The 22,820-nt window shown below is 46.3% G+C and carries 15 protein-coding genes; 8 read left to right on the top strand and 7 right to left on the bottom strand.

Annotated elements, in window-relative coordinates; translation table 11 throughout:
- Nucleotides 1–70 precede the first annotated feature (70 nt).
- From BGO59_RS09055 to BGO59_RS09045, 3 genes are read left to right on the top strand one after another with little or no spacing between them, the layout of a single operon-like run.
- Nucleotides 71–1,450 (top strand): hypothetical protein, encoded by a 1,380-nt coding sequence (locus tag BGO59_RS09055; RefSeq protein WP_293683302.1) that lies wholly within the window; start codon nt 71–73, stop codon nt 1,448–1,450.
- Nucleotides 1,450–2,616 (top strand): glycosyltransferase family 4 protein, encoded by a 1,167-nt coding sequence (locus tag BGO59_RS09050; RefSeq protein ID WP_293683301.1) that lies wholly within the window; start codon nt 1,450–1,452, stop codon nt 2,614–2,616. Before BGO59_RS09055 ends, BGO59_RS09050 begins: the two co-directional genes overlap by 1 nt.
- Before the next feature lie 20 nt (nt 2,617–2,636).
- On the top strand, nt 2,637–3,791 hold the full coding sequence (locus tag BGO59_RS09045; protein WP_293683300.1) for a glycosyltransferase: 1,155 nt from the start codon (nt 2,637–2,639) through the stop codon (nt 3,789–3,791).
- A gap of 7 nt (nt 3,792–3,798) precedes the next feature.
- Here BGO59_RS09045 and BGO59_RS09040 read toward each other — a convergent pair whose 3' ends face one another.
- From BGO59_RS09040 to BGO59_RS09030, 3 genes are all read right to left on the bottom strand, one after another.
- The gene (locus tag BGO59_RS09040) at nt 3,799–4,653 is read right to left on the bottom strand and encodes a polysaccharide deacetylase family protein (protein WP_293683299.1); all 855 of its coding nucleotides are present in this window, start codon (nt 4,651–4,653) and stop codon (nt 3,799–3,801) included.
- Between the two features lie 93 nt (nt 4,654–4,746).
- The gene (locus tag BGO59_RS09035) at nt 4,747–5,511 is read right to left on the bottom strand and encodes a formyltransferase family protein (RefSeq protein ID WP_293683298.1); all 765 of its coding nucleotides are present in this window, start codon (nt 5,509–5,511) and stop codon (nt 4,747–4,749) included.
- A gap of 63 nt (nt 5,512–5,574) precedes the next feature.
- Nucleotides 5,575–7,557, bottom strand: coding sequence for a sialate O-acetylesterase (locus BGO59_RS09030; RefSeq protein ID WP_293683297.1), 1,983 nt, complete (start codon nt 7,555–7,557; stop codon nt 5,575–5,577).
- 132 nt (nt 7,558–7,689) lie between these two features.
- Between BGO59_RS09030 and BGO59_RS09025 the strand changes: the two genes are divergently transcribed.
- From BGO59_RS09025 to BGO59_RS09010, 4 genes are all read left to right on the top strand, one after another.
- The gene (locus BGO59_RS09025; RefSeq protein WP_293683296.1) at nt 7,690–8,622 is read left to right on the top strand and encodes a glycosyltransferase family 2 protein; all 933 of its coding nucleotides are present in this window, start codon (nt 7,690–7,692) and stop codon (nt 8,620–8,622) included.
- Between the two features lie 32 nt (nt 8,623–8,654).
- Nucleotides 8,655–9,221 carry a WcaF family extracellular polysaccharide biosynthesis acetyltransferase gene (locus BGO59_RS09020; RefSeq protein WP_293683295.1) on the top strand — a complete coding sequence of 189 codons (567 nt, stop codon included), beginning with the start codon at nt 8,655–8,657 and terminating at the stop codon, nt 9,219–9,221.
- Nucleotides 9,218–9,991: a glycosyltransferase family 2 protein gene (locus BGO59_RS09015; protein WP_293683294.1), complete on the top strand. Its 774-nt coding sequence runs from the start codon at nt 9,218–9,220 to the stop codon at nt 9,989–9,991. The genes BGO59_RS09020 and BGO59_RS09015 overlap by 4 nt, the downstream gene beginning before the upstream one ends.
- A gap of 164 nt (nt 9,992–10,155) precedes the next feature.
- Entirely contained in the window at nt 10,156–11,364 is a 1,209-nt protein-coding gene (locus tag BGO59_RS09010; RefSeq protein WP_020595974.1) for a glycosyltransferase family 4 protein, read from the top strand.
- A 76-nt stretch (nt 11,365–11,440) separates the two neighbouring features.
- Here BGO59_RS09010 and BGO59_RS09005 read toward each other — a convergent pair whose 3' ends face one another.
- A complete protein-coding gene (locus BGO59_RS09005; protein WP_293683293.1) occupies nt 11,441–14,518 on the bottom strand; it encodes a hypothetical protein in 3,078 nt (1,025 codons plus the stop codon).
- Nucleotides 14,519–14,951: 433 nt separating this feature from the next.
- Between BGO59_RS09005 and BGO59_RS09000 the strand changes: the two genes are divergently transcribed.
- A complete protein-coding gene (locus tag BGO59_RS09000) occupies nt 14,952–16,277 on the top strand; it encodes a nucleotide disphospho-sugar-binding domain-containing protein (RefSeq protein ID WP_293683292.1) in 1,326 nt (441 codons plus the stop codon).
- A 201-nt stretch (nt 16,278–16,478) separates the two neighbouring features.
- On the opposite strand, the gene BGO59_RS08995 is transcribed toward BGO59_RS09000, so the two are convergent.
- The 3 genes from BGO59_RS08995 to BGO59_RS08985 form a co-directional block, all read right to left on the bottom strand.
- The gene (locus BGO59_RS08995) at nt 16,479–16,865 is read right to left on the bottom strand and encodes a hypothetical protein (RefSeq protein WP_293683291.1); all 387 of its coding nucleotides are present in this window, start codon (nt 16,863–16,865) and stop codon (nt 16,479–16,481) included.
- Nucleotides 16,866–18,097: 1,232 nt separating this feature from the next.
- Entirely contained in the window at nt 18,098–19,561 is a 1,464-nt protein-coding gene (locus BGO59_RS08990) for an efflux transporter outer membrane subunit (RefSeq protein ID WP_293683290.1), read from the bottom strand.
- A complete protein-coding gene (locus BGO59_RS08985) occupies nt 19,536–22,757 on the bottom strand; it encodes an efflux RND transporter permease subunit (protein WP_293683289.1) in 3,222 nt (1,073 codons plus the stop codon). Before BGO59_RS08985 ends, BGO59_RS08990 begins: the two co-directional genes overlap by 26 nt.
- Nucleotides 22,758–22,820: the final 63 nt, after the last annotated feature.

Here is a 22,820-nt window from a genome sequence, read left to right as displayed (position 1 = left end):
TCGCTTTCGATTTTCAGTGTACCCTGTTTTCGTATACTGAAATCAGAAAGCGGAAAACTATGATCTGTTTATGAACGGTTTGATTCGTCTGGTTCGGTCCCTCGATTTTATGCGCATGGTGCTTGGTATCTGCATCATTGTCGATGGGTATCCCCTTATATTCTTTTTTCGGGAAACGATGCGGTTGGCTCCAGGAAGTACCACCTTTACCGCTGTAGCCCTGGCAGGCGGGTTACTGCTCATGGTGCCTTTTACAGTTTTCCGACGGCTTTACCGGCCTAACATAACCATGTTCTGGATGGGCATGGGCTATATTTTACTGAGTATCGTGTACATGTTTATCTTTAACGGTGTACCAGGATTCCAGGATGCAGGGCGGGATATGATCTACTTCACGTACATATTGATTTTCATGTTTCTGCTGATCAATATCCCGAATGACATCATTCCCTATTTTGTCCCTGTTGTTGTCTGGTTCACGTTAGCGTCCAATCTGGGGCTTATTTATTCACTGATTACCGATCCTACCTGGGCGATTGGTCAACGAGCTACGATTACCCTGAACAATGGTGATCCCGGTTCAGGGAACCCCCACGCTTTTTCACGAAATGCCTATATGGGTGTTGTGGCCTGCGCTATTTGGCTGGTACGACCTAATACACTTCTGATTTTTCGGCTACTATCGTTTTTCGCAGGTGTAGTCAACATCGCCGTGTTAGTGCTCACTCAAACTCGTTCTGCGATTCTAGCCTTTCTGGTCGCAGTATGTTTTTTCTTGTATTTCAATGTTCGCCCTGCTCAGATACGAACTGCCGCCCGAAGCCTGGTAAAACCGATTCCTATCATGGTGATGATTGTGGGCTTCCTTGGCGTTGTTTATTTCTTCCAGCGGAATATTACTACGTATCTGATCCTGTATGATTATGTTACTGCTTTTTTGACCCGAAACATGGAAACGGTTTATGCTATGCTTGGCTTGAAATCGTCAGGTCATGATTACAAGGCCGTACTGGATGATTCAACAGCCAACCGTTCAGTCAGTACCCAGTTTCTTCAATTAGTAATATTCAGTCATATGCATATGCTGGTTTTAGGGTATGGTTATAAATATCTTTATCTCGATATCCCTATTCTGGAGTCATTGATCAACCAAGGCATTTTAGGACTGGTATTATTTGGTGGGTTGAATTGGCTGGTTCTAAAAAATGCCTGGCGAATTATGCGGACTAACCCCAATCCGTTGAGTATTTTTTTAGCCTATTTTTACTTCCTGATATTGGTTCAGGCATTTACCAATGGGCGCCCCAATGAAATTTCATTCTGGTTTCCACTCTGCCTGATGATTCGATTTATGGGAGTAGAGCATCTGTTTCCTGCCCACTTATCGGATAAACCGTCTGCGCCAGTCGAGGAAAAGTATGTTGTTGTGCCAAGTCCAGAGCCTGCCTGATGCGTATCCTTATTGTCCATAATCTGCTGTGGGCGCATTATAAATCCAGCGTTTTTCAGGCTCTGCAACAGGTAGTCGATCAACGCGACGACTTAACCATCCATGTTTTACAGATTGCTCGTAATGAGCGCTCGCGTGCAGGATTAGAAGTGTCTACGGATAAAAACATCCCTACTTATTCGTATAGCTACGAGCTACTTTTCGACCGATATGCGGAAGAAGTAGGGCTTCGTGAACGCACACAGGTGTTATTAAAGCGAGCGATTGCTTTTCGGCCGGATGTAATCAACCTGACGGGCTATTACGATCCGGCTCAGCTTATCTTGCTGATCTGGGCAAAAAGTAAAGGCATTCGGGTAGTTATGCAGAATGAAAGTACGGCTGCCGACCAACAACGGGGCGGCTGGAAAGAACAGCTAAAGCGGCAGGTTTTTCGGCTATGCGATGGCTTCTTCTGCTTCGGTAGCCAGGCCGCTGATTATCTCATACAGCTCGGTGTACCTCCTGAAACGATTTTACTTCGAAAGAACGCCGTCGATAACAACGCACTCCTGGCAGCTTACGAACGAACGCTACCCAATCGGGTTTCGCAACAACAGGAAGCTGGTTTACGCCCTAAGAATTTTATTTTCGTCGGGCGGCTCATCGAAGTTAAGAACCTCCCCATGCTTATTACAGCCTTTGCAGAGGCCGGAAAACGATCGATAAACAGCGACGAATGGGGATTGATTTTACTGGGTGATGGAGTAGAGCACGAAAACCTAATCAATCATATCCAGCATCTGGGCGTAGCGGATCGGGTTAAACTATTACCGGGCCGCCCGTGGTTTCGCGTACCTGAAGTATTGGCTCTAAGTGATGTTCTGGTATTACCAAGCCAATCAGAACCATGGGGGCTGGTAGTCAATGAAGCCATGGCTTGTGGCTTACCCGTTATTGTATCCAACCGATGCGGCTGCGCTGTTGATATAGTACATGATGGCCAGAACGGCTTTGTTTTCAACCCCGACCAGCCTGCTCAATTAACCTATCGGCTCATCCAGTTTATGGATGGCACCGTCAATACCCGGCTCATGGGCCAGCTTGCCAAGGAGTTCATAGCCCCCTATGCACCCCAGGCCGTAGCCAAGGAAATGCTTGACGGATTTATCAAAATCACGAAATAATCGGTTATTTCGCGGTATCTATGCGAATTTTAAACATCTGTGCATACACCTGGCAAACGGGTGGCCCCCCTAAGATTATTTTCGACCATACGCAGGTTGTGCTTCGCTATGGCCATCAGGTCGACATCCTAAGCCCCATTTCACCTGGCGAAAAACCGTATACTGTCCCCGAAGGAGCCCGGCTAATTCTCTGCAAACGAACCCCCGGAATCAGTCGATTCTTTCGGGAATTTTCCATCGAGCTGTACCAGTATCTAAAAAAACATATTCATGAGTATGATGTCATTCACTGCCATGGACTCTGGCATTTCGGTACACTGTCTCCGTTTATGCTCGATCGTTCGGTAGCGAAAGTAATTACCATACACGGTGTGCTGGACCGATGGGTGTATGCCCATAACAATTGGAAAAAGCAGCTTATGGATACATTAGCCCAAAAGGCTTTTCTGCGTCGGGCCGACCTTGTTCAGATCAACAATACGGATGAACAGGAAGACGTTCTGCAGTACCTGGGCCAACGCCATCCCAACATCGTGATCATTCCGAATGGTGTTAAACGGAGCGACTTTGCACAGTTGCCCCCCAAAGGGACATTCCGGCAGAAATTCAATTTACCGACTGATAAAAAGCTGGTTCTGTTTATGAGCCGACTGAATATCAAGAAAGGACTGGATATTCTCCTGCCCGGCTTTAAAGACTATGTCACTAGCCATCCCGATACTATACTGGCCATTGCAGGTTCCGACGATGGGTATGAAGCAGCTACCCGTCAGTTTATTGAGCAGAATAACCTGAGTGAGTCAATTCGATTGGTTGGTATGCTTACGGGCGATGACAAGAAAGCCGCCCTTGCCGATGCGGACTTATTTACGCTTCCCTCCTACTCCGAAGGATTTTCGATGGCGGTACTGGAAGCGATGGCCGCTGGTACACCTGCCCTCGTCTCAGATCGAGTCGGTTTTGGGGAGGCCATTCGGAAACACAAAGCCGCTGGTCTACTTGCCAGCTTGACGGCTGAAGCGGTAACCGAAGGCCTCGAAAGTCTACTTACCAACGACGCCCTCCGCCAGCAGGTAGCCACCAATGCCACAGACATGGTAAAGACCTACTACGACATTGACGTAGTGGCGAAACAATTATTGGACGAGTACGAGAAGATCTGCAAGAAAAAATAAGTTGTCGCTATGGCGACACCGGCCGTTGAATTACGCGTTCCCAGTTGACCTGCTTATCGGCTTCGGCCAGGTCGACGAATGGGAATTCGGTAAGGAGTTGTTTCAGCTTCGGCAAGCAGTTTTTGAGACCATAATACGACTTAAATCGCCGTACGCGACTTAATCCAGGAATCATAGGTTGCTCGGCATCGAAATCGCGGGGGTGGAAATAGGTCATCACATACGGAGATCGTCGCATCAGTCCCTTGATAACCGAATAGGGGAACAATCGAAAATAGCCCCCACCCGAAAAAATCAGGTCCTGACCCACTACGGCTGCTGTATTGATGGGAAACTCCTTCAGGAGAGTGCCATCCACATTCAGATACCCTGGTTCGAACATATTCAGTGAGGCATCGCCCCCATGCGCCCGTCGCGCCGAAAATACAGAGCAATCAATTTCGATTCCCTGTTCGATCAGAATCGGAAAGACCCACCGATTATACGCTTTAATTGAAAAACCGGGTGCACGGTACGACCGCACCTTTTTCCCCGTCAAATCCTGCAAATGCTTAATGGAACGGGCCAAATCCTCCTGAAACTCCTGGGGCGTTTGCTCATAGGCGAGTTGGTGGGCGTACGAATGCGTAGCAATCTCATAACCAGCCGCGTCGATTCTCCGGATCACATCGGGATGTTTATCCGCTACCCAGCCCAGGCAGAAAAACGTAGCCCGGCTTTTGGTATCCTCCAAAAGCTGGAAAATCAGATCCATATTCTGATGAATACGGGTTTCATAACGCCCCCAGTCGGCTTCAGTGCGGGTCGATGCGTTATCCAGAATATGAAACCACTCTTCAATATCAAACGTCAGGATATTCATAAACAAGGGGTAAAGAGAGAAAGACAGCGGAAAGAGCGAAGGGACCCATTCAGTTCAGTGCCCATTCACTCCCTCTAAATCATTGGTCCTTCTTTAATAAAACCGCTTTCCTGCTGCCCGGAAAGCCTGCACATCCTCGCGGGTAGGAAATGTAAAATAGGTCATCTGCGAGGCATCATTTTCAATGAGCTCGTACTTGCCCGAGTGAATTTTTTCAATTGATTCCAGAATGGCGTCCATGCCCATTTTTTTGGTTACGTCGATCAGTTCTGCCTGACTCATAGTACCAATAGCGAGCTTTTTCTGGACCAGAATGGGACCGCTATCGATTCCTTCATCCACAAAAAATACGGACACTCCTGTATGTGTTTCGCCATTTTTCAGTACCCAGAACGAAGGCATCAGCCCTCGATATTTTGGTAATAAGGCCGTGTGCAAGTTAATGCAGCCGTACGTCGCTACATCGAGCAATTTCTGTCTGAAAATCTGGTTACCCGCAATCGATACAAACAGATCAGGTTTGTAAGCGCGGAGCTTATCCAGGTTTTCGTCTTTATTAATATTTCCTTCGATATGAATCAGTGGAATATTTCGATCGGCAAGCACCTTCCGAACATTATTCTGACTGTTTAATTTAGAGGCAACGAATTTTAGGCCGTACCGAACAAAAAATGGGAAGCCGAAGATGTCATAAGTTTTTTTGATCTTCTCAGTAAATGTCTCTCGCTTTCCAAACGGCGATACGTCGAACACCACCGTTGCTACCACTTCGGCGTAGGGTGGCAATTTTTTCAACAGATAATCAATATTACGAGCAAGATAAAAGGGATCATCCTGCGTAAGAATCACAAGGCGCATAACCGATTCGCAAATGTTAATGTCACAAAACTACGTATTCCCCCGAAAAGGCAAGATTTGTTCTTATCGAATGATCAGTTTTCGACGCACAGAATAACCTTCAGTGGTTTGTAAATCGACGATATACATACCAGCACTAAGGTCTGCTACACTCAGGGAGAACGAGTTTCTGGCATTTCCGTGCCAGTTTTTCACCACCCGACCAATACCATCCCGTAGTACCAGGTCAGTAAACGTAATCTGGTCAGCCTCCACATGAAGCATCCGATCGGCGACTACCGGGTTCGGATAAAGCTGTACCTGCAGCTCGTTGGGCTCTACTCCCAGAATCAATGGCTGTGCCTTGACAACGTTACTGTATACCGACTCCGACGCACTACTATAAGCACGAAGCCGATAGTAATACGTACCGTACATATTGGGTAGATTTGGATCGGTAAACGTATTGGTCGTTCCGTTTAACACAGCAATCTGCTTAAATCGGTTCGCTACAGTATCTGAACGCTCCAGAATCTGCACATCGGACCCAGCCGAGGCCACCCAGTTCAGTTGAATCTGCTTTTCGGATAACGGTTTGGCAGCTAGTGTTGTAACGGTAGCAATAGCATCGGCAATTGGGACGTCGAACGAAAATGCCCGCATCCCTCGTGCATTTCGGAGTGTGGGGCCATCGTAAAAAGCCGACACATCATCGGAGAAAAAGGCAGGTAAATACCGCAGTCGTTTTGCGGTAACAGGCTGGCTCAGGGCGAGTTTTACCCTGTTGCCATTGGGTGTACCCGTCTTAACAAACCCCGATTGACCATCGAGGTAAAAATAATCTTTCTGGTAACGAGTTACCAAAACCTGTCCCGTTGCAAAATTGAAAAAGGTAGTATCATTCTTCCAGAGTACCTGATCCGTAAATTCCATCGTCACAGAATCTTTCTGGACATTATAAAATACTCGTTTAATATCGGGCGAATTAATCTGGAGCGTATCCGTTGAACCATAAACATCACGGGCAATCTGCCGGAACTGTTCGAAGGCAAGACGTTGATAGGCTAACGGTTCATAGTGTACGCCATCGTACCCAGGGGTTCCGACCGTAGCAATGGTTTCGACATTCTTGAATAAATATTTCGTTCGGCGTTGAAAATCGCGCAACGCAGCCGCACTATCCTGTGGATTGGCATTACTCAGGATATTGATCTGGCCCACATAGATACGCATATCTCCATAATCTTCGCGAAACTGGTTATAGAGCGTAGCAAACTTTCCGGGATAGTTTTTCGTGCCCGTGCCCGCATCCTCCTCCCCCTGCCGCCAGATTATAGCCTTTGCTATTTTGGCAGCACCTGCCCATTGTGCCCGATATAGCAAATCACCATAGATCGTATACGGATTGGCGTGGTTATTGGGATCACGCAACATCAACGCGTCAATACCTGTTCCTCCTTTTGCTCCATTAAGCACACAGGTTGGTATACCGTAATACTGTAAAATCAATCGTTGTAACGTCAGCCCCAACCCGCCTACACTCGCATACGGTTGTTTTGCTGGATACCAGGCTATCTTATCAGGCGATTCGCCGGCTGAATATCCAGCATTCCGCAGGTATTTATCATCAAAACTATACGAGTAATATTCTTCGAGTTGAGCTAGTGCTAACGCATTGGATTGACCATGAATGATAAAGAAATCTCCGCAAACCACTCCATTTTGATTGGCGATTAGCGATGAGTCTGTCTGTGTGTAAGCATACACTTTAAATGTATATTCAGCACGCTCTGCTTTAATAATCGATGAAAAACGAAACAGTGTACTATCTACGTCAGGGGTCAGCGTTTTGGTTTGAACATTAATTAATGAGTCTTCGCGCCATACTTCCATGGTTAGCTTTGTAAACCAGGGCGTATAATTAATACCATTAATTACTACTTCGGCCTGATTATTAGCATTTCGGGGAAAAAGCTGGTAAGGACGCGGCATCTGCAGGAAAACTACCTGAGCTGATGTGGTAAAATAGTACAAAAACAATATAGCCGTAACGTAAAGTGCCTTCACAAGCTTTGTCGAGTATAAAAAAAGTTATAATATTGCATCTTCCTTCCAGAAAGGAATATGTTGGTAAAATAAGGCTTTTTTCATAAAAGTCGGCAAAGAAGGCTATTTATTGAGCAAACAGTAACTTTAAGTATGACCGACGTATCTGTCATCATCCTGACACACAACGAGGAAAAACACATTGCTCGCTGTTTGGATAGCCTACTCCCGTTTACGGATAAAATCTTTATCGTTGATTCGTTTTCGACTGATCGAACCGTAGAGATTGCCCGGTCTATGGGGGCTGTTGTGGTGCAAAATGCATGGGTTAACTATGCCACTCAGTTCAATTTTGGCATCGAGCAAACACCTTTTCAGACGGCCTGGCTTATGCGCATGGATGCCGACGAATACGTCATGCCGGAGTTGGCTGCCGAGATCAATCAACGCTTAACTACTCTGCCTGATTCTATTGGTGGTGTGTATGTAAAGCGCCGGGTATTCTTTCTGAATCGCTGGATACGCTATGGTGGTTTTTATCCAATCTGGCTGCTTCGTTTATGGCGTCGAGGAGATGGGTTTTGTGAACAGGTGTGGCATGACGAGCACATAAAACTAACAAAAGGCGAACCCATACATTTCGACCACGACATTGTCGATCATAACCTGAATAACCTGACTTGGTGGACGCAGAAACACAACCATTACACCATTCTGGAAATGATCAACCTGCTCAACTATCGTCACCAGTTTGATCAGGCCGAAAAAGTACAACCTCGTTTTTTTGGAACGCAGGATCAGCGAATTCGATTTTTAAAGGAAATGTATGCGTCGATGCCCTATTTCACGCGGCCTATCCTTTATTTCGTCTACCGGTATTTTATCCGATTGGGCTTTCTGGATGGGCGGCCAGGCTTCGTCTGGTGCTTTCTTCAAGGATTATGGTATCGCTATCTGGTTGATGCCAAACTTCTTGAACTGGACATTCGAATTGGCAACGATAAAGAGGCCATTATCAATTACTTTAAAACCGAGTACGGTAAAGACTTGCGGGCTATTCGCCCTCAACAGGTTACTCAATCCTGAACCCAATAGGTTCATTCAGGAACACGATTAGTATGACGGAACAGATCGACGGAAAAACAGACCTGTCACGCTTCGACAATAGCTGGTACAACCATGGCCCACGCTGGCGGCTTGTGCTGTGGTTTCTTGTGAACGCCTATTTCCTAAATACCTATTTGCCAATACCTGTCAAACTCAAAATAGCGGTTTTACGGTTGTTCGGGGCTAAAGTTGGCCACAATGTAATGATCAAACCAGCGGTAAGTATCAAATACCCCTGGCTATTGGAGATTGGCAATTACGTCTGGATTGGTGAGCAGGTCTGGATCGACAACTTAAGTCAGGTTGTCATCGGCAGCAACGCCTGTCTGTCGCAGGGAGCCATGATTCTAACAGGTAACCACAACTACCGAAGCATCACCTTCGATCTGACTACCCAACCGATTACGTTGGAAGATGGCGTCTGGATTGGGGCTCGGTCAGTTGTCTGTGCGGGTGTTCGCTGCGAATCGCACTCGGTCCTGTCGGTCAATTCCGTAGCTACGCGTTCCTTAAACGCATACAGCATTTATCAGGGCAATCCGGCAGTCTTTGTCCGCAAACGAACCATAACAGCGTGAAAGTATCTATTATAACGGTTGTTTACAATGGTGCGGAATTTATTCGAGACTGCATCGAATCGATTCTGAATCAGACTTATTCAGATATTGAGTACATCATTGTAGACGGAAAATCGACAGATGGCACGGTCGATATTATTCAGTCGTACGGCACCAAAATTGCTCAGTTTATCTCCGAACCCGACAAAGGCTTATACGATGCTATGAACAAAGGTATTCGTATGGCTACTGGTGAGGTTATCGGCTTGCTGAATGCAGATGACTTTTATCGACACAACCGTGTTATCGAGCATATGGTAGCGACATTCGAACGAACAGGTAGCGACGCGGTCTATGGCGATATGCTCTATGTTAACCGGGTAAACCCTCAACAACTCAAGCGTTACTGGCGATCAGGGTGGTACAGTACGAATGCCTTTTTATGGGGATGGATGCCTGGTCATCTTTCATTCTTTGCGAAACGCTGGCTGTATGAGCGATATGGTTCTTTTCGACTGGACATGAAAAGTGCTGCCGATTACGAACTCATGCTACGGTTCATTCACAAAAATAAAGCCAAAATTGCTTATATGGACGAGGTAACGATTGTAATGCGAGCCGGAGGAATTAGCAACAGTAGTTTGCAAAATCGGCTTCGAGCCAATCGGGAAGACAAACTAGCCTGGGAACTGAACGACCTCAGACCTTACTTCTTTACATTATGGCTGAAACCATTACGTAAACTCAAACAATATGTGAGCAAACCTCCTAAAGATGACAATCCGTCATAAACTATACCGTTAAATCAGATTTTTGTTTTCTCATTAGCTAAACCCATGAATTTTATGCTCCTTACGACCCAAAAATTAAACTATACGGTTGGCTTAGGTAGCATTACTCGACGCAAACTGACGAAATACCCAGCAAGGGAATCAGTATCTAAACGTCCTGCCTTATGAACATAGACTTATTCATTGCCTACCTACAACATAAATTCAAAGACGATCTGTTTACACTCGGGCTGTACCAGTGCGTATTATCGTTTCTGGTTGCTTGTTTTGTTTCGGTCGTTGCGATCCCGGTCATCATTAAAATCTCCGAGCTGAAATCACTCATGGAGAAGCCGGGCGAACGACGGGCACACTCTACGCCAACCCCTACCTTCGGTGGGATTGCCATTTTTGCGGGTCTGCTTATTTCCTATTTCCTATGGCCAAGTATTGATCAAACCGAAATTTATCGGACAAACTTATCCATTGCCGGGATGACGATCCTGTTTTTTATTGGCATTAAGGACGATCTGGTAGGCATCGACCCAGCCAAAAAGATCATGTTCCAGGTTTTAGCGGCCATGATTCTGATTTTCTTTGGCGACCTGCGTGTTGATTATCTATACGGCATTATGGGTTTTCATCATGTGGCCGAAATTGTTGGTATCCTGCTCACTTGTTTCATTTTTATTGCCCTTACAAATGCTATTAATCTGATTGATGGAATCGATGGACTAGCGGGTGGTATTGCGACGATTGCCAGCGGTACATTCGGGGGTTGGTTTTTAATGACCAATCACTTCTCGATGGCCTGTTTAGCCTTCACACTGGCAGGGGCATTGCTGGGCTTTCTGCGGTTCAATTTCTCGAAGACGAGTAAGATTTTCATGGGCAATACTGGCTCCCTGATAATTGGGTTCATGCTGGCTTTTTTCGCAGTACGTTTTGTCAGTCTGAATGCCTCTTATCGGTATGAGCCCACAGCTTTTTTCAATGCCCCAATTCTGGCGATTGTCGTTCTGATTATACCCATTTTCGATACGTTACGTGTATTTCTGGTTCGGATACTGGCAGGGCGTTCCCCATTTTCTGCCGATCGAAATCATATGCACCATATTCTGCTCGATAATGGCCTGTCGCATATTGGAGCAACAGCCGTTCTTTGCGGAGTTTCGTTATTCAATACCATTTTATTTCTGCTATTGCACCGTAACATTTCCAATACGTTTTCACTCGTTATTATTGCCGGTTTGTTTGGTGTTTATATGCTTGTCAGCTTTGGCCTTAAAATGCGGGTAAAATACATAACCACCCATCCCCGCCGTCGACGGGCCGTCCTGCGCCGGGAACTACAAAGTGGCATTACGGGCAAACGAATTGTCGATTATCTGTAGCATCTTCATTCCATAAAAAAGCCCGACAGAGCTCTCTGTCGGGCTTTTTTATGGAATGAAGATGCTTGCTATCCGATTACTTTTTATCCGATTTCTGCAATAGCTGTTGAACCATCTGTTTCAAACTTTGCAACTCTTCCTCTACTGACTTAAGCTTCTTCTCCTGCTCCTGGTTAACTGTTCGCTGCTCCTGATTTTCTTTTTCAAGCTGGATACTGTACAAGGTTAGTTCTTCTATTTTTTCCAGCAGCTTGGCATCAGTTTTATGGAGGTCGTTCCCCTGCTCTACCATTTCTTTCGCAGAAGGTATACCTGGCAAATGTTTATTCCGTTGTATGAATTGCTGAACTTCACTCAGACTTTTCAGTCGATAACTGGGTTCGAATACATGGTCGCTCCATTCGGCCGAGTTTTTGATAGCCACTTTGATTTTTTCGGTTAAAATACCCTCTTGTACGTACAATTTATAGCCAACAGGTATCTTAGTAACCAAAGCACCAATCACAACAGCATCGTCCCGAACTGGAAACAAATTCCCATTCTGGCGCAGCCATAGATTGTCGCTGGTAGCAACATTTGTATTGCTAACGACAGAAGTAGAGACAACCGTTGTCGATACAACAGTACCTGACGCTACATTAGCCAGGTATACATCACCGTTTGCGTTGACCGTCAAAACCTTCGTGACCGTACCTGTTGGTACAAAGTCTGATGTCAGGTTGGTAAAGCGTAAACCACTCACCCCAGATGTCGATGATGTAATCTCCAGTTTAGCATTGGGAGCTGTATTGCCTATGCCAACGCTCACTGAGTTGACTCCAGTACCGCCCAATACAATTGAATTACTCTGATTAACAATAGCATTGGCACCAATAGCAGCTGAATTGGTGATGCTGGTATTTGCGGCATTAATACCGGCAGCATAACCAATAAACACATTATTCGTACCTGTTGCATTACCGATGAATCCAGACCGTTGCCCTATGTATGTATTTCGGGAGCCACTATTGTTTGTGTAACCTGTGCTATCACCAACAAAAGTATTTCCACTACCGGACGTATTATTGAAGCCAGACAGGTTACCAAAAAAGGAGTTGGAGCCGCCCGTGCTATTTTTAATTCCAGCTTGATTACCAGCAAACACATTAAGCCCACCTGACGTGGTAGCGTATCCTGCTTTAGACCCTACAAAAACGTTTCCTGAATTTGAATTACTATAACCAGCCGAATCACCAATCATCACATTATTATGCCCTGTGGTATTGGCATAATTGGCGCGAATCCCCAGAGCGATGTTGCTATAACCAGTCGTATTCGCATATCCCGTATTATAGCCAATAAACGTGTTTCCTATCCCAGATAGATTACTATAACCCGTTTGCTGGCCCACAAAAACGTTACTCTCGCCAGTTACATTGCGAAACCCGCTAAGACTCCCCAGAAACGTATTAAAGCGCCCCACGGTGTTTGCCTGCCCTACGCTATCGCCTACAAACAGGTTAGAGGAGCCTGTTGTATTACTTCGCCCAGTGGTTACCCCTAGAAAGGTGTTCTGAGTTCCGGTCGTATTAGCGCGGCCCGATAAATAACCAACAAATGTATTGACGCCGGCTGTGCTGCTATAACCTGACTGGAAACCGATAAACGTATTTTGAAGCCCGACTGTATTCAGAAAACCAGCTTTAGAGCCGATAAACACATTATTGCCCACTGTATTGGTGTAACCCGCAGAGTCACCAACTAGTACATTATTCGAACCTGCCACATTACTGTAGCCTGCCCGGATACCAACCGATATGTTGTTCGAACCGGTTGTGTTGGAGAAACTCGACGCATTACCAATAAAGGTATTGTTAAGTCCGGTTGCATTGGAGAACCCAGTCTGCTGACCGATAAATGTATTACCTTCTCCGCTTACGTTACGAAAGCCACTCCGGCTACCCAGAAACGTATTGAATCGCCCAACTGTATTTGCCTGCCCTACGCTATCGCCCACAAATAAGTTGGAAGAACCCGTTGTCGTATTTCGACCAGCAGTAGCGCCTAAAAAAGTGTTCTGAGTTCCGGTCGTATTGGCACGGCCGGATAAATAACCAACAAATGTATTGAGCCCGGCTGTGGCGCTGTAACCTGACTGGAAACCGATAAACGTATTTTGTGCCCCAATCTGATTCAGAAAGCCAGCTTTAGAACCGATGAACACATTATTGCCTACCGTGTTTGCATAACCCGCAGAATCCCCAACTAACACATTATTAGAACCCGACAGATTGCTGTAGCCTGCCCGGATACCAACCGATACGTTATTCGACCCTATTGTATTCGAGAAGCTTGATGTATTTCCGATAAATGTATTATTAAGTCCGGTTGTATTGTTGAAGCCAGTACTCTCTCCCACAAATACATTTTGGGCACCAATTGTATTACTATATCCGGCACGATACCCGTTGAATGCGTTATAGGAGCCTGTAGTCGTACTAAAGCCTGCTTCCGTTCCAATAAATACATTCTGTGATCCAGTAGTACCGGCCCGCCCCGCATTAAATCCTAAAAACGCATTTCGGGCACCAGTCGAATTATTATACCCGGCAAAGCTACCGACAAACGCATTTTGTGAGCCTGTACTTCTATACCCGGCAAAGCTACCGACAAACGCATTGTCGACGCCAGTCAGGTTGGTATACCCAGCATACGTACCCAGGAACACATTCTGAGAGCCGATCGTATTGCTATATCCAGCGTATGAGCCTAAAAATGAATTTGAAAAGCCAGTTGTGTTGAACTGCCCAGCATACCCCCCTACAATAGCATTCTGAGAACCAATCGTGTTATTGGCACCGACATTTATACCAACAAATGTGTTTTGAGAACCCGTTGTGTTGGCCTGTCCGGTTCCAAACCCCATAAAGACATTATAATAGCCTGTTGTGGTCGACTGGCCAGCATTATACCCCATAAATACGTTATACAATCCACGCATGGAGCTATTCCCGGCAAACGGCCCAACCAATGTATTGAAATTACCAGGAGTGACCGAGTTAGGCGTTGTAACAGCATAGTTGGACTGACCCAAAACCAGGGAGGGGAAGCCTAAAATAAGCAACCCAACTACGAATCGATTACCCTTGAAAAGTCGTGATGTAGATGCCATCATAATCTATGCCAAATATGAAACGTGAGAAAACCGGAAAAGTCTATAACCAAATGTACGCCTATAGTGCCCAATTTGATTAGCGACCCGACGCCACTATTTACTGTTCGGTAGCAGTTAGTGCGTCTACTTTGGTTACTTATCGTAGCGATATCCACTAATATAACCACAAAAAAACTAGGCTGCCAACGTATAAATTTCTGCGCTCTACGGTACGCTCAGATAGCCTTTGACGATCCGCAAATAGTTGCAAAAATCATTCCAAATACCTATTATTCTGATACTTACACGAGCTAATCTATTGAATGGCCTTGACTGCCTAATCCGATTCAAAGAAGACCTACCCCTCACTTCAACGGGCGTTTATTCCGTTTCATAGCAACGATCATTGGCACCCGATAGGACAGAATGCAACTTTGGGTTAAACAACGAAACGATGACACCTCAACGCATTCTCTTTGCCACCATGCCAATGGATGGCCATTTTAGCCCATTAACTGGACTCGCCGTACATTTGCAGCAGGCAGGGTACGATGTGCGATGGTATGTTGGCGGGCATTATGGACAAAAAGTTCGTCAATTGGGCATTCACCATTACCCATTCAAAAAAGCCCAGACAGTCAATCAGTACAATCTGGATCGTCTGTTTCCAGAACGAGCTGCTCTAAAAAGCCCTTTAGCCCGGCTCCGGTTCGATATTTACCAGATATTCTTGCTTCGAACCCCTGAATTTATCGAAGATCTGACCGAAATTCATGCAGAATGGAAATTTGACCTATTGGTCCATGATGTAGGCTTTACAGGGGGGGTATTTGCCAAGCATGTATTAGGGATCAAAACAGTAGGCATTGGTGTAGTCCCTCTTGCCGAATCAGACGCTTATGTTGGCGCATCAGGACTCGGATTAAGCCCTCGTAAAGATTGGCTTGGCCAACGGTTTCTAGGCCTGGTTCGGTATCTTATTCAGGGTTATGCTCTTAAAACATGCCATGCTCTTTATAACCAGTATCGTCGACAATATGGCATGCCTCCAGCCAGCGATTTTGTATTTGATGACCTTATACATACCTCCGATTTGTATCTGCAAAGCGGGGTACCGGGATTCGAGTACCCTCGACAACGTATTAGTCCAAACATTCGTTTTATAGGCCCGCTTCTTCCCTACAGTAAAGGCAAAAAGTGGGCCTATGAGCTAGTTAGGAAACTATCTACTTTCAAACGAATCATTCTTGTTACTCAGGGCACCATCGAACGCGATGTAGAGAAATTAATCGTACCAACGCTGGAAGCCTTTAAAAATGAGCCAGAAACGCTTGTTATTGCCACCACAGGCGGCTCACAAACCAATGAACTTCGAAACCGCTTTCCGATTAGTAACGCGTTGATTGAAGACTATATCGACTTTAATAGAGTGATGCCCTATGCCAATGTTTATATTACCAATGGTGGCTATGGTGGCGTGATGTTAGGCCTGCAGCATAAGTTACCAATTGTAGCAGCTGGTGTCCACGAAGGCAAAAATGAAATTGCTGCCCGACTAGCTTATTGTCAGGTTGGTATAGATCTGAGAACGGAAAGACCAAAACCCACCCAAATTTATAAAGCGGTTGAAACGCTCTTAACCGACATAAAGTATCGAGAAAACGTGCTGAAACTATCCGTCGAACTGGCGTCATACAATACAAACGAACTAGCCGAACGCTATATAACTACCTTGTGCCCGAAACGCCCACAGACTATTCCAGCGGAAATAACCTATTAAGCCAAAAGGCTAAAGGCGCAAGAAATCGCCTTTAGCCTTTCCATCTTATTGAATCTGTTCTAACCGTTTAAAATAAGCGTAACTGAAAATTGATTCTGTCCTGCTGTAACTTCAGCAGGACAAAATCAATTTTCAGACCTATGAAGCCAATAAACTTTTTCTGTCGTTAATAACCACCTGTATTAAAGGCAATGTATTAGCTTATTGGTTTACCGTTTCTTTCATTAAGTTCAACAAAGCCAGATCAAGCCCTTGTGGAGTTTTTACTCGTTTAGCCGATGGATATTGAACTTCCGACGCCTGTTGCTTTGTCAGAAGAGGGGCAATTTCCGGCCAGAAGTCACATAAAAACCAGTGCATATTCATTCCCGGATGATGTACATTTTTGAATGCATCCATCAGAATCAGCCTGGTTTTAGGCTCTGCTGATTTGAGAACGAATTTTAGCGTAAAGTATATAGCCGATAGTTCATTCCTGGTAAATTCATTTCCCCACTCTCGTGGCATTACTCCAGGAAATTCAACTTCTGTTGCGACTAGCGTCTTAATATACTCTTTCAATAGACTAACGTTGGTTTTTGTCTTCATGGTGGTTGAGCTTTGTTTCCACATAGATGATTAAAAATTCAATAATTATAAAATATAGCTTAATAAATTTACTAAGCGTATATCTTAATAAAGCACTTCAACAAGACTCGGAGACAAAGCGAGTAGCAAAACATGCCAATGCCGACTGTAATATTAACACAGAAACACGATTATTACAGTACAATATCTTTTTTGTGACTCAAACCAGGAAAATTCAGTCTAAAGAGTGACCGACGCAATGTGGTCATTTTATGGACCGACAAGCCCTACCAACGTTGGTAGGGTTTTGTGTAGTATACACGTACATAGGGCCTTAGTTTACCCTTGTCATTGTCCAAGAAGACTTACCTCCAGTTACAGAATCAGTTATCGTTCCATTGGATAACATATTTTGGCTACTGGTATACGTGGCGCTTCCTGCCTGCACATGCTGATAACCGCCATCATAATTCAATGTTGTTACTTTAAACGAAAAGTTGGTGCCACTTAAGCTCCAGGTTCCAAAGGCATATACATCGTTTCCCGGCGTTTTACTTTTATACGTCATTGTTCCATCCTCGTAAATCGTAAAACTAAAAAAGAAGGATTTTCCAACGTATGTCGGATCGGTAGCTGAAACCGAATAGCTACCTGTCCAAAGTCCATATAGTGGAGAATTTGACGGATTGATATCGCTTCCATCCGAACGACAGCCCTGAAGTAAAGTCCCACAGATAAAAAGTAGTAAACAAATTACCGATCGGCAAGAAGCTGTTCTGGTAGAAAAAAGCATCATGGATGTATAGTGAATAGTAAGTAATGTGGGGAATCGATAGGCCAGACGATTATTCCATTAAGTAGCCTTTAATGGCCATGTAGACAAATAGTAACAAACTACTGCTTAGTAGGGCAAGGATTAGAATTAACACAGGCCTTAGTCGTCGTTCGCTTGGTGTAGGCATTTTATGAGTGGACACGGTTCTTTCTGAGTTGATTAACGCCACAACAGGGACGCTTCTTTTCCAACTTACTCCTTTGCAGAGTGAGTTGGCCGATTCCTCTCTAAAGCGCTACATACAAAGTAAGGCCGGAGTGACTAATCAACAAAAAATTACAGGTAATTTATCGAATGTACCTGTTTAAACTTTCGTATTTACATTAATAGTTGATTAGCTTAACACCTGAACAGGATAAAAAAACACGCAGCTTTCACTGCGTGTCAAAAGATTAAACGGATACTTTCTGACGTGATTTTATTGCCAGCCTCCACCCAATGAACGGTATAGATTGGTTAAGGCTCCAAACTGAGCCTGCTTTGTATTGATTAGTGCCAGTTCGGCTTCCAGTACACTGCGCTGAGCAGTAATTACTTCCAAATAAGAAGCATAGCCATTGACAAACAGGTCATTTGAGGTCGATACGGCCTGTTGAAGCATATTGACCTCCTGCGATTTTAACTGGGCTACCTGTCGATAATTTTCGATACCACGCAAGTTGGTCATTACTTCGCCAAACCCCGTTTGAATAATTTGCTGGTAGCGGTATAAGGACTCCCGGCTTTGAGCAACCGTTTGCTGGTAATTCGCTTTTAGCGAACGTCGATTCAGAATAGGCGCCGATAAGCCCCCCAGCAAACCAGCAGCTATAGAAGCCGGATTGAACAGTACGGCCGTACGGAAGGCATTCAGGCCCAGATAGGCCGATAGGTTCAGGCTTGGAAGGAATTCAGCACGGGCAACATCAACATCGATATGAGCTGCCTGCAACTCAAGTTCAGCCTGCTGAATATCCGGGCGCCGAACGAGCATCTGAGCAGGCAGCCCCGCTACAATCTGACTCGGTAGCTCTCGGTCCTGTAAGGATCGTCCACGACGGATGGGGTGTGGGTAGCGACCAAGCAGTCGATTTAACTGGTTCTCATTCTCAACAATCTGTTGCTGCACCTGTCCAAGTCTACTTTGTGTATTGATCAGTTGGGCCGTAAACTGCTGAACGGCCAGTTCCGTAACTCGTCCGGCTTGTTTCTGAATACGCACCAAATCGACAGCCTTCTGCTGATAATCAATATTTTCCCGGAGAATCTCCAGTTCACCATCCAAGGCCAGGAGGTTGTAATAATACTGGGCAATCTCGGCAACCAGTGCCGTAACAACCGCCTGTCGCCCTTTTTCAGACGCCAACACGCGGATATACGCCGATTTTTTACGATTTCGGAGTTTGCCCCATATATCGATTTCCCACGAACTGCGGGCGCCCAGAAAATAATCGGGTGTCGGGTTTGGCGTAAGTTGATTTTCCCGAATGTTATCGGATAGGTTGGTGTCGTAATTACCAACGCCGGTCATGGTGTATTTCCCATATCGATCAACCCCAGCCGATGCCACGGCATTGACCTGAGGAGCCAGAAAACCACGACTATATTCAAAATTGGCCCGGGCAACCTCGATTCGTTGGGTGGCAATGCGGAGATCCAGGTTACTGCTCAGGGCTGTATCGATTAGTTGGACCAGGTTATCGTCGGCAAAAAAGGTGCGCCAGCTTTGAGCCGCTATACTGGCCGAGTCGGTTTGGGGTTGACGGGCGAATGAAGCAGGAACAGGCTGCTTAATGGGTTGTAACAAAGGTTTGGGAAGCTGACAGCTAGCCAATAGCCCCACCACTAGCAGCAACGGACTGCTCCGCCAACATAGGTTACGAACTGTGAATAACTTGACCATTGACTTGTTTTGGCGTAGATGAAACAATGTGTTGGGAATCTAAATCCAGCGGATGAATATCCTCGTTATCGTCGTCATCATCCGGTTTTGGAGCGAAGCGTTTGCCCAGTCTGGCAAAAAAGACGAACAGACCGGGAATTAGAATCAGGCCGAAGAGTGTGCCCGTCAGCATGCCACCAGCCGCTGCCGTACCGATGGATCGGTTGCCGAGTGCGCCCGCGCCAGCCGCCATACAGAGTGGAACCAGCCCGGCAATGAACGCAAAAGATGTCATCAGAATCGGGCGCAAACGGGAAACGGCTCCCTCCAGAGCAGCATCGATAATGGAGGCTCCTTCGCGTTGGCGCTGGTTAGCGAATTCAACGATCAGGATGGCATTTTTACCCAGTAGTCCGATCAGCATAACCAGCGCTACCTGCGCATAAATATTGTTTTGGAGTCCGGCCAGTTGCAGAAAGGCAAACGAGCCGAAAATACCCGTAGGCAGAGATAATAGAACGGGCAGCGGTAGCAGCACACTTTCGTACTGAGCCACCAGCAACAGGTAAACAAACACCAGGCAAATAGCGAAAATATACACTGCCTGATCGCCTGACTTGACTTCCTCCCTTGACATCCCCGACCATTCAAACCCAAATCCTTTGGGCAGTTCTTTGGCCGCTACTTCTTCAACCGCCCGTATCGCATCCCCACTGCTATACCCAGGAGCCGCATCGCCATTGATCATGGCAGAGGTGTACATGTTATAGCGAGTAAGCTGCTCAGGTCCATAGATACGCTCCAGACTAACGAAGTTGGCATACGGCACCATTTCACCCTGATCATTTTTGACCCGCATATTCAGTACATCTTCCGGTTTGACCCGGTAGCTCGGAGCCGCCTGTACCATGACTTTGTACATCTGCCCGAAGCGGATAAAGTTGGACGCATAGTAACTCCCCATCAGTGTTTGCAGTGTGCTCATCGCATTATCGATCGAAACGCCTTTCTGTGAGGCTTTTTGCTGATCGACGTGGAGCAGGTATTGAGGAAAACTGGGGTCGAAACTGGTAAAGGCATCGCTGATTTCGGGCCGTTTTTTAAGCGCTTCGATAAATCCCTGAACCACTTTGTTCGTTTTTTGCAGGTCGTCGCTGCGGCCACGGTCCAGCAAACGCAGTTCAAAACCGCTGGAATTCCCAAAGCCCGGTACGGTCGGTGGTGGGAAAAACTGAATACTGGCGTCTGTAATACCTTTTGTCTCGTTCTCCAGTATTTTGATCAGCTCATCGGTCGAAACCGTCCGGTCGTCCCAGTGTTTGAGGTTGATCATGGCCATACCATACGACGCGCCTGCACCGTCGGTAAGCAGGCTGTACCCCGCCAGTGTCGATACGTTTTCGACCGATTCCTGCCTGGAAGCTATTTCTTCAATACCGTCCAGTACTTTCTCGGTCCGGTCGACAGTGGCTCCGGCAGGTGTTGTTACGTTAACGTAAATCATGCCCTGATCTTCGGTAGGGATAAATCCACCCGGCAATAACTGAAGTACACCCCAGGTACCCAGCGCGAACGCAAGTAACAACCCCCACGTAACCACACTTCGACTGACTATTCGACGCAGCAACCGCTGGTAACCATTCGCCAGCGATTCGTACCCCCGATTGAAACGGGCAAAGAATCGACCGAGCAATCCTTTTTTCTCGTGATGAACAGGGCGAAGCAGCAGGGCACATAAAGCCGGAGTAAGTGTGAGGGCGTTGATACCCGAAATCACGATGGCGATGGCAAGTGTCAGCGAGAACTGCCGGTAAAAAATACCGACGGGCCCCGACATAAACGCAACGGGAACAAACACCGCCGACATCACCAGCGTGATGGCAACAATGGCCCCGGCAATATCGTGCATGGCAGCAAACGTCGCTTTTCGGGGGGGCAGATGCTCTTCCTCCATACGCGCATGGACGGCTTCAACCACAACGATGGCGTTATCGACCACAATCCCAATCGCCAGCACTAAGGCAAACAGGGTCAGCAGGTTGATCGAGAAATCAATGGCACTCATGAAGGTGAACGTACCAATCAATGCCACCGGAACGGCCAGCGCACAGATCAGAGTCGATCGCCAGTCCTGCAAAAAGAGAAAGACAATCACAAACACCAGCAGGAAGGCTTCCATCAGCGTGCGAATCACTTCATGGATCGAAGCATCCAGAAACCGCGACACGTCGTAAGCGTAGTTGTAGGTCATACCCGCCGGAAACGACGTTTCTTTCAACTCGGTCATTCGCTGTTTGACGGCCGCAATCACGTCGCTGGCATTGGAACCTGGCCGTTGCTTCAGCATAATCGAAGCAGAAGGGCGGCCATCGTTTTTCGAGAGTACGGAATAGTCCAGCGAGCCAAATTCAACGTCAGCTACATCCTTTAGAAAAAGTAATGAGCCATCCTTCTCGGTTCGAATAACCAGATTCTCGTACTGTTGCGGTTCAAAAAACTTACCCGTGTAGCGCAGAACGTATTGTAGTACCTGCGGAGCTTTGTCGGCGGCTTCACCAGCTTTGCCGGGAGCGGCTTCTACGTTCTGCTTGCGAATGGCCTCCACAATCTCATTGGCCGATACGTTATAGGCCGTCATGCGGTCGGGTTTGAGCCACACGCGCATGGAGTAATCGCGACTACCCATAATGGCGGCAAACCCAACCCCGTCGATCCGCTTCAACTCGGCCAGTACATTGATGTCGGCGAAATTGTAGATAAATTTTTCGTCTACAGTAGGGTCATCACTGACGATATTGAGGTACAGCAACATACTATTGACCTCTTTTTCAGTCACAACCCCCGCTTTGATCACCTCTTCCGGGAGTTCGTCTATGACGGTCGTAACCCGATTCTGTACGTTCACCGCTGCCAGATCCGGGTCAGTACCTACTTTAAAGAATACGGTAATCAGTGTAGTCCCATCATTTCCCGAAATAGAGGTCATGTAGGTCATGTTCGGTACCCCGTTGATAGCTCGTTCAAGTGGGGTGGCTACCGCTTTTACACATACGTCGGCACTGGCGCCTGTATATCTGGTCGTTACCGTTACCGAAGGCGGCACGATATCCGGAAACTGCGTAACAGGTAGCCCTGTTAGGGCCCATATCCCCAGCAGTACCAGCAGCACGGAAATAACCGTTGATAATAAAGGCCGTTTGATGAATATATTGAACATCTTCTAAAAGGTTGTTGATGGTCAGTTAGTTGTCCTGTGCTTCATGTCATTCAGGGCCACAGA

Origin of the sequence: Spirosoma sp. 48-14 (assembly GCF_001898575.1) — a bacterium.
Lineage (GTDB): Bacteria > Bacteroidota > Bacteroidia > Cytophagales > Spirosomataceae > Spirosoma.
Note: the sequence above shows the minus strand (reverse complement) of the source record. Positions and strands in the feature narration are given on the sequence as shown.